The sequence below is a fragment of the Nocardioides pelophilus genome (assembly GCF_014180685.1).
GTDB lineage: Bacteria > Actinomycetota > Actinomycetes > Propionibacteriales > Nocardioidaceae > Nocardioides > Nocardioides pelophilus.
The window spans coordinates 1-7040 of record NZ_JACEHF010000196.1 but is presented as its reverse complement, the minus strand read 5'-3'; the positions used below and the strand labels follow the sequence as shown (position 1 = coordinate 7040).

At 68.5% G+C, this 7040-nt stretch carries 6 protein-coding genes; 4 read left to right on the top strand and 2 right to left on the bottom strand.

Translation table 11 applies throughout. From position 1 onward, the window contains the following. Window positions 1-668, bottom strand: a 668-nt coding sequence (locus tag H0488_RS20690) for an alpha/beta fold hydrolase (RefSeq protein WP_312856460.1), incomplete at its 3' end; no start/stop codon positions are given. Between the two features lie 49 nt (window positions 669-717). Beyond that, the gene (gene leuA / locus H0488_RS20685) at window positions 718-2463 is read right to left on the bottom strand and encodes a 2-isopropylmalate synthase (protein WP_183101116.1); all 1746 of its coding nucleotides are present in this window, start codon (window positions 2461-2463) and stop codon (window positions 718-720) included. Between the two features lie 159 nt (window positions 2464-2622). Between leuA and H0488_RS20680 the strand changes: the two genes are divergently transcribed. From H0488_RS20680 to H0488_RS20665, 4 genes are all read left to right on the top strand, one after another. Beyond that, entirely contained in the window at window positions 2623-3684 is a 1062-nt protein-coding gene (locus tag H0488_RS20680) for a TIGR03032 family protein (RefSeq protein WP_183101115.1), read from the top strand. Window positions 3685-3743: 59 nt separating this feature from the next. Further along, window positions 3744-5504 carry an ELWxxDGT repeat protein gene (locus H0488_RS20675; RefSeq protein ID WP_183101114.1) on the top strand — a complete coding sequence of 587 codons (1761 nt, stop codon included), beginning with the start codon at window positions 3744-3746 and terminating at the stop codon, window positions 5502-5504. A gap of 199 nt (window positions 5505-5703) precedes the next feature. Further along, the gene (locus H0488_RS20670) at window positions 5704-6051 is read left to right on the top strand and encodes an NAD(P)H-dependent oxidoreductase (RefSeq protein WP_312856459.1); all 348 of its coding nucleotides are present in this window, start codon (window positions 5704-5706) and stop codon (window positions 6049-6051) included. A gap of 41 nt (window positions 6052-6092) precedes the next feature. Then, entirely contained in the window at window positions 6093-6896 is an 804-nt protein-coding gene (locus H0488_RS20665; protein WP_183101113.1) for a septum formation family protein, read from the top strand. Window positions 6897-7040: the final 144 nt, after the last annotated feature.

The window sequence follows — 7040 nt, the reverse complement described above, 5'->3', positions numbered from 1 at the left end:
AGCGCCGGTGCCTTGATCCGGCGACGTTCGGACGCCGGCGGCGCCACCCGGCCGAAGAAGAGCCCGTGGACGTACGCCGCCAGCGCGCCCGGCTTGTGGTCGACGGTGTCGAGCCCGACCCCGACCCACCACGGCACGACGCCGCGCGGCACCCGGCGGCTGACGAACCGGACGCCCGAGAAGGCGAACGGCGCCACCCGCGCGGCCAGCAGCAGCGGGGCGAACGCCACGATCGCGACCTCGAGCGCGTTGTTGAGCACCGGCATCTCGACGATCAGGCCGCGCACCCGCTCCGGGGCGATCGCGGCGACCTCGAGGGCCACGTTGGCGCCGAGCGAGGTGCCGCCGATGATCGCCTGGCCGGCACCGAGCTCGTCGAGCAGCGCGACCACCTGCTGGGCGAAGGCGGTCACCGAGTAGGCGAACGGGTCGTCCGGCTGGTCCGAGCGGCCGTGGCCGAGCAGGTCGAGGGTGACCACGTGGGCGCCCGACGACGCGAGCGACCGGGCGACGTGATCGTGCATCCGTCGGGGCATCAGCAGCCCCGGCAGCAGCACCACCCACGAGTCGCCGGTGCCGTACTCGGTGTACTCCAACCGGTCGCGACCACCATCGGTCTCGACGAAGAACTGTCCGACTCGCTCGGACGCGAGGTGTCGATCGCTCACGATGTCATCCTGGCAGGCCCTTGGTTTCGAGGCTCGCTGCGCTCGCGCCTCATCCAGCGGAATTCTGCGGGATGGTGATCGCCTGGGCACGGTTGGCCGCGCAGACGACCGCCCGCAGCGAGGCGGTGACGATGTTGTGGTGGATGCCGATGCCCCAGACGATCTCGCCGGCGATCTCGCACTCGACGTACGCCGCAGCCACGGCGTCGCCGCCGGAGGAGAGGGCGTGCTCGGCGTAGTCGAGCACCCGGATGTCCGCTCCTGCCTGGCGCATCCCGTCGACGAACGCCGCCACCGGGCCGTTGCCCAGGCCGGAGAACGACCGCTCCTCGCCGCGGACGCGGAGGTGGACCTGCTGCTCGTCGTCGCCCTCGGCGTCGGTGACCGAGCTCCAGCTGGTGAGTGAGTACGGCTCGTCGCGGTCGAGGTACTCGGCGCGGAAGATCGACCAGATCTCCTCCGGCGTCACCTCTCCACCCTGGGCGTCGGTGTGCTGCTGGATCACCCGGCTGAACTCGATCTGCGCGCGCCGCGGCAGGTCGAGGCTGTGCTCGGCCTTGAGGACGTAGGCCACCCCGCCCTTGCCGGACTGGCTGTTGACCCGGATCACGGCTTCGTAGGTGCGGCCGACGTCCTTCGGGTCGATCGGGAGGTACGGCGCCTCCCACGGGATCTCGCGCACGGAGATCCCCTGCTCGGCGGCGCGCTTGTCGAGGTCCTCCAGGCCCTTCTTGATGGCGTCCTGGTGGGAGCCGGAGAAGGCCGTGTAGACGAGATCGCCCGCATAGGGGTGACGCGGGTGGACCGGCAGCTGGGTGCAGTACTCGACCGTCCGCCGCACCTCGTCGATGTCGGACAGGTCGACCTGCGGGTCGATCCCCTGGCTGAACAGGTTCATCGCCAGGGTGACCAGGTCGACGTTGCCGGTGCGCTCGCCGTGGCCGAACAGGCAGCCCTCGACCCGGTCGGCACCGGCCATCAGCGCCAGCTCGGTCGCCGCGACCGCCGTACCCCGGTCGTTGTGGGGGTGCAGGCTGATCGCGGTGACGTCGCGACGGGTCAGGCCGCGGCCGAAGTACTCGATCTGGTCGGCGTAGGTGTTGGGCGTCGACATCTCGACGGTCGCCGGCAGGTTGAGGATGATCTCGCGCCCGGGCTCCGGCTGCCACACGTCGGAGACCCGCTCGCACACCTCGAGCGCGAAGTCGGTGGGCGTCTGGGTGAAGATCTCGGGGCTGTACTGGTAGCCGAAGTCGGTGCTGTTGGGGCCGGCCAGCAGGTGCTCGGCGTACTTCATGACCCACTCGGTGCCGCGCGTCGCGATCGCGATGCACTCGGCCTCGGAGACTTTGAAGACGACCCGCTGGAACAACGGCGCGGTCGCGTTGTAGAGGTGCACGGTCGCCTTGTCGGCGCCGACCAGTGACTCGACGGTGCGCTCGATCAGGTCCTCGCGCGCCTGGGTCAGCACCGAGATGCGTACGTCGTCGGGGATCTTGTCGCCCTCGACCAACTGGCGGACGAAGTCGAAGTCGGTCTGGCTGGCGGCCGGGAACCCGACCTCGATCTCCTTGTAGCCCATCCGGACGAGGAGCTCGAACATCTTCATCTTGCGCGCCGGGCTCATCGGGTCGATGAGCGCCTGGTTGCCGTCGCGCAGGTCGGTGGAGAGCCACCGCGGCGCCGCGGTGATCTTCCGGTCCGGCCAGGTGCGGTCCGGGACGGTGACGGGCTCGAAGGCGGTGTAGCGCTGGAACGGCATCCCGCTCGGCTGCTGGCTGGGAATCGTGGTCATGACTTACCTCGGTGATCGGCGGAAGGATTCAGACGCCGGTCGCGCGACTCACACCGCAGCGAGGGGGTCCGGCTCTCAGACCTCGCTGCGGCAACGAAGAAGCAGTGCGCGCATCATGACGACACCACTGTACCGGATCTCTCGTTACCGTTCCGCCTTGTGACTGGTTCTGAGCAGCCGGCGTTCTCCGAGGTGAAGTTCCACCACAGCTCGTCGCTGCCCGATGTACTCATCGGGGCGGGGTGCTCGCTGCTGCTCTCGACGTACCAAGCTGGCCAGCTCGCCGCTGTCGGCGTGCACGAGGGCACGATCCGGTTCTCGTTTCATCAGGTCGACCGGGCGATGGGCGTTGCAGTAGGCCGCGATCGGATCGCGGTCGGCGCCCGTAGCCAGGTGTGGCACCTGCAGGACCACTCTGAAGTCGCGCCGCGGATCGAGCCCCGCGGGATGTACGACCGCTGTTTCCTCCCCCGCACCTCGACCGTCACTGGGAACATCCAGGGGCACGAACTCGCGTGGGGGACGACTCGAGCGGGCGACCAGGAGCTGTGGATCGCCAACACTTTGTTCTCATGTCTCGCGACGGTGCACCCCGACTTCAGCTTCGTGCCGCGCTGGCGTCCTCCGTTCATCAGTGAGCTCGCCGCCGAGGACCGCTGCCACCTCAACGGCGTGGCGATGCGCGACGGCACCCCCGCCTACGTGTCGGTGCTGGCGGAGACCGACGATCCCACCGGCTGGCGCAGCCTGCCGAAGAACAGTGGCGCCGTGCTCGACGTGCTGTCAGGCGCCGTGGTGACCACCGGCCTCACGATGCCGCACTCCCCACGCTGGTACGGGGACCAGCTCTTCGTGCTGAACTCAGGAATGGGTCGACTGGAGCGGGTCGACCTGGCCGACGGTTCGCGCGAGGTGGTTGCGCTGCTTCCTGGATACGCGCGCGGCCTGGCGATCTACCGAGGCCTGGCCTTCGTCGGGCTGTCTCGGATCCGGGAGACCGCTGTCTTCGGCGATGTGCCGATCGCGGAGTTCCACGACCGCCTGAAGTGCGGGGTAGGGATCGTCGAGGTTGCGACGGGCAAGACCCTGGCCACCCTTGAGTTCGCCACTGGTGTCGAGGAGATCTTCGACGTGCAGGTCGTCCCTGGAGCGAGATGCCTGACGTTCGGCTCGTCGGAGACCGGGGACGACGCCTGGCTCGTCCCAGCCGTCCCGGTGTAGACGCCGTCAACCGAGTGGAACTCCGACTCGAGGGCGGCTTCACCCGTAGAATCCGGCTCGTGACTCACGGGCAGCGGAGGGCCGGCGCTTTCGCCTCCGCCGCCGTCGGCGCAGCCGCACTGCTGGCCTGTCACGGAGCCCCAGCCTCAGGAGACGAGGGAACACCACGGCTTGAGCGGCTGTCCGCGAGACTGCACGCCCATGACCTCACCGTCGTAGGACGACGCGCGTTCTTCACCACGAACACAGAGGAACACGGATCGAGTCTGTGGTCGACGGACGGCACTCCAGGCGGAACCACTCTCGTCAAGGATCTACAACCGGGTCCCGGCGGCGGTGGACATATCTACGACCTGACCCCGGTCGGGGGCTTGGTCTACTTCAGCGCCTACGGCGCCGACAAGGGACGGGAGCTGTGGAGGTCCGACGGAAGTCCCGGAGGAACAGTCCTCATCAAGGACATCGCCACCGAGGGGAGCTCGAATCCTCTCGAACTGACGAACCTCGACGGGATCCTCTACTTCATCGCTCGAGACGATGTGCACGGTTTTGAGTTGTGGAGATCGGACGGCACCCGCTCGGGCACCAGACTGGTCAAAGACATCGTCGCTGGTCCCTTCGGTTCCGAACCCGACTACCTGACAGCATTCGACGGCAGGCTGTTCTTCACTGCAGACGACGGCTCCGGTGACCGCGATCTGTGGAAGTCGGACGGAACCTCGGCTGGCACCGTCTTGGTGAAAGACATCGGACCTAATGACGGACACTACGGAGAAACCAAGTACCAACCGAGCCAACTGACTCCCGTCGGAGGCGAGCTCTTCTTCGTCGCCGATGACGACGTCCACGGGCCGGGTCTTTGGAAGACCGACGGGTCGCCCCGAGGAACCGTCCTTGTCAAGGACACGACACCGGGAAACGATCCCACTGGCTACTTCGACCACCCGATCGAGCTGGTCCGGGTCCGCAATCGCTTGTTCTTCGCCGCCCACGACCAGAACGGCGAAGAGCTCTGGGTGTCAGACGGCACCAGCGCCGGCACCCGCATGGTGAAGGACATCCACCCTGGGCCAGGCTCCGGCTTGGCGGGCACAACTGATCCCCGCTGGCTGCCGAACCTGACGGCCGTTGGTGACGACCTCTTCTTCACTGCGGACGACGACGTCCATGGACGTGAACTCTGGAAGACGGACGGGACCGCCAACGGCACGGTGCGTCTGTCGCTACTACCGGACTCCCCGCGATACTCGTACTACCTGCCCCACCAGGTCCCCGTCCGAAAGCTGACTCGCGTCGGGTCGACCCTGTACTTCATTGGCCGAGACCACACCCGCGGACAGCAGATCTGGTCGAGTGACGGCACCAGAGCGGGCACGGTTCGGGTCACCAACCTTCTCGGCGACCTCGACCACGGCTACATCTCTGCAATAGCTGCGTTCCGAGGAACGTTGCTCTTCTCCTCGTTCAACAGGATCGAGCTCGCCATCTGGAAGACCGTGGATCCTGGAAGGGCGTGCCAGGGCGTCGCAGTGACGGCGACGGGCTCCGGCGAGATCACCGGCACTCGCGGAGACGACGTGATCCTGGGAAGCCCGTCCGCTGACGTGATCGACGGACGGGGCGGGGCCGACATCATCTGTGGCGGGGGAGGAAACGACACCTTGGTGGGAGGGAGAGGCAACGACCGCCTTTACGGCGGCCGCGGAAATGACCGGATCAACACTCGTGACGGTCGGCACTCGAATGATTTCGGTTCTGGCGGTCGGGGGAAGGATGTCGCACATGCCGACCCGGACGACTTCATCGTCGGCGTGACGTGAGCCCGGATCCATCCGGCCGGTCGCAGCCAGGTCGCTAGCCTGGACGGATGCCTCGGCTGCTCGTCGTCCACCACTCCCCGACCCGGTCGACCCAGGCCCTGCTCGAGGCGGCGCTGAGCNGCTGAGCGGCGCGGGCGACGACGCGATCGAGGGGGTCGAGGTCGTCGTACGGCCGGCGCTGGAGGCGACGGCCGACGACGTGCTCGCGGCCGACGGCTACCTGCTCGGGTCGCCGGTCAACTTCGGCTACATGAGTGGTGCGCTCAAGCACTTCTTCGACTCGACCTTCCTTGCCGTGGGCGGTGCGTTGGATCCCAGCGGCGCCGCGGGCGAGTCCGCGGGCGTCACGAACGGCCGTCCCTACGGCCTCTGGATGCACGGCCGGTACGACCTCACCGGCGGTGTCCGGGCGGTCCAGTCCATCGTCGGCGCGCTGGGCTGGAAGCAGTCGTACGACGTGCTCGCGGTGCTCGGCGCGGTGGGGCCTGACGAGGAAGCGGCGGCGTACGAGCTGGGCGCTACGATCGCGGCACTGCTCAGCACCTGACGAGAGCCCGACACCAGCCCGACGACGAAGGGGGACCGGCGATGACGCACGCCCGCGCGGTCGCTGCCGCCGTCGCCGCGGCGGTCCTGGTCCTGACCGGGTGCGCCTCCGAGCCGCAGGGAGAGAACGTCGACCCCGACCAGGTCGACTCGACCGAGATCCCCGAGCTGGGCGCGTGCCGGCTGCTGACCCCCGCCGACGTCGACCAGCCGGCCAACGCCACCCGCACCATCGGCTGCGACGAGAAGCACACCGCCGAGACGTTCGCGATCGGCGAGCTGCCCGACGAGTTCGACGACGTCGAGTACGACGACGAGGAGGTCGGCGAGTTCGCCTACCGCACCTGCACCCGGCAGTTCGCGAAGTTCCTCGGCGGCGACGAGAGCCTGGTGCTCCGCACGATCGTGAGCTGGGCCTGGTTCCGCCCGTCGGAGAAGGCGTGGGACGACGGTGCGCGCTGGTACCGCTGCGACGTGGTGGGCGGCAACGCCGCCAGTGCCGAGTACCGGCCGCTGCCCGAGACGGCCAAGGGGCTGCTGCTCGGCCGGCCCGACGACCGCTGGCTGATCTGCGCGGTCGGCGAGACGGTCGCGGCGGGCGAGAAGGTGCCGTGCGCGCAGGACCACGACTGGCGAGCGGCGACGACGATCAAGCTGGGCGAACCGGACGACAAGTACCCGGGCGACGAGGTCGTCGCCAGCCGCACCAAGGCGTTCTGCGCCAACTCGATCAAGGCCTGGCTCAACTACCCCGCCCGCTTCGAGTACGCCTTCACGCACTTCCACGAGGCCGAGTGGCAGGCAGGCAACCGGCGCTCGGTGTGCTGGGCGAGGACGAGTGACTGAGCCCGCCGTACGACGGCGCTCGGCGTCGTACCTGGCGGCCGTCCTGCTCGCGGTGACCGCAGCGGCGGGGTGCTCGGGCGAGGACGAGAAGGAGCCGTCCGCGCCGACGACGACCGAGGCCACTCCCCCGCCGGCGGCCGGCCC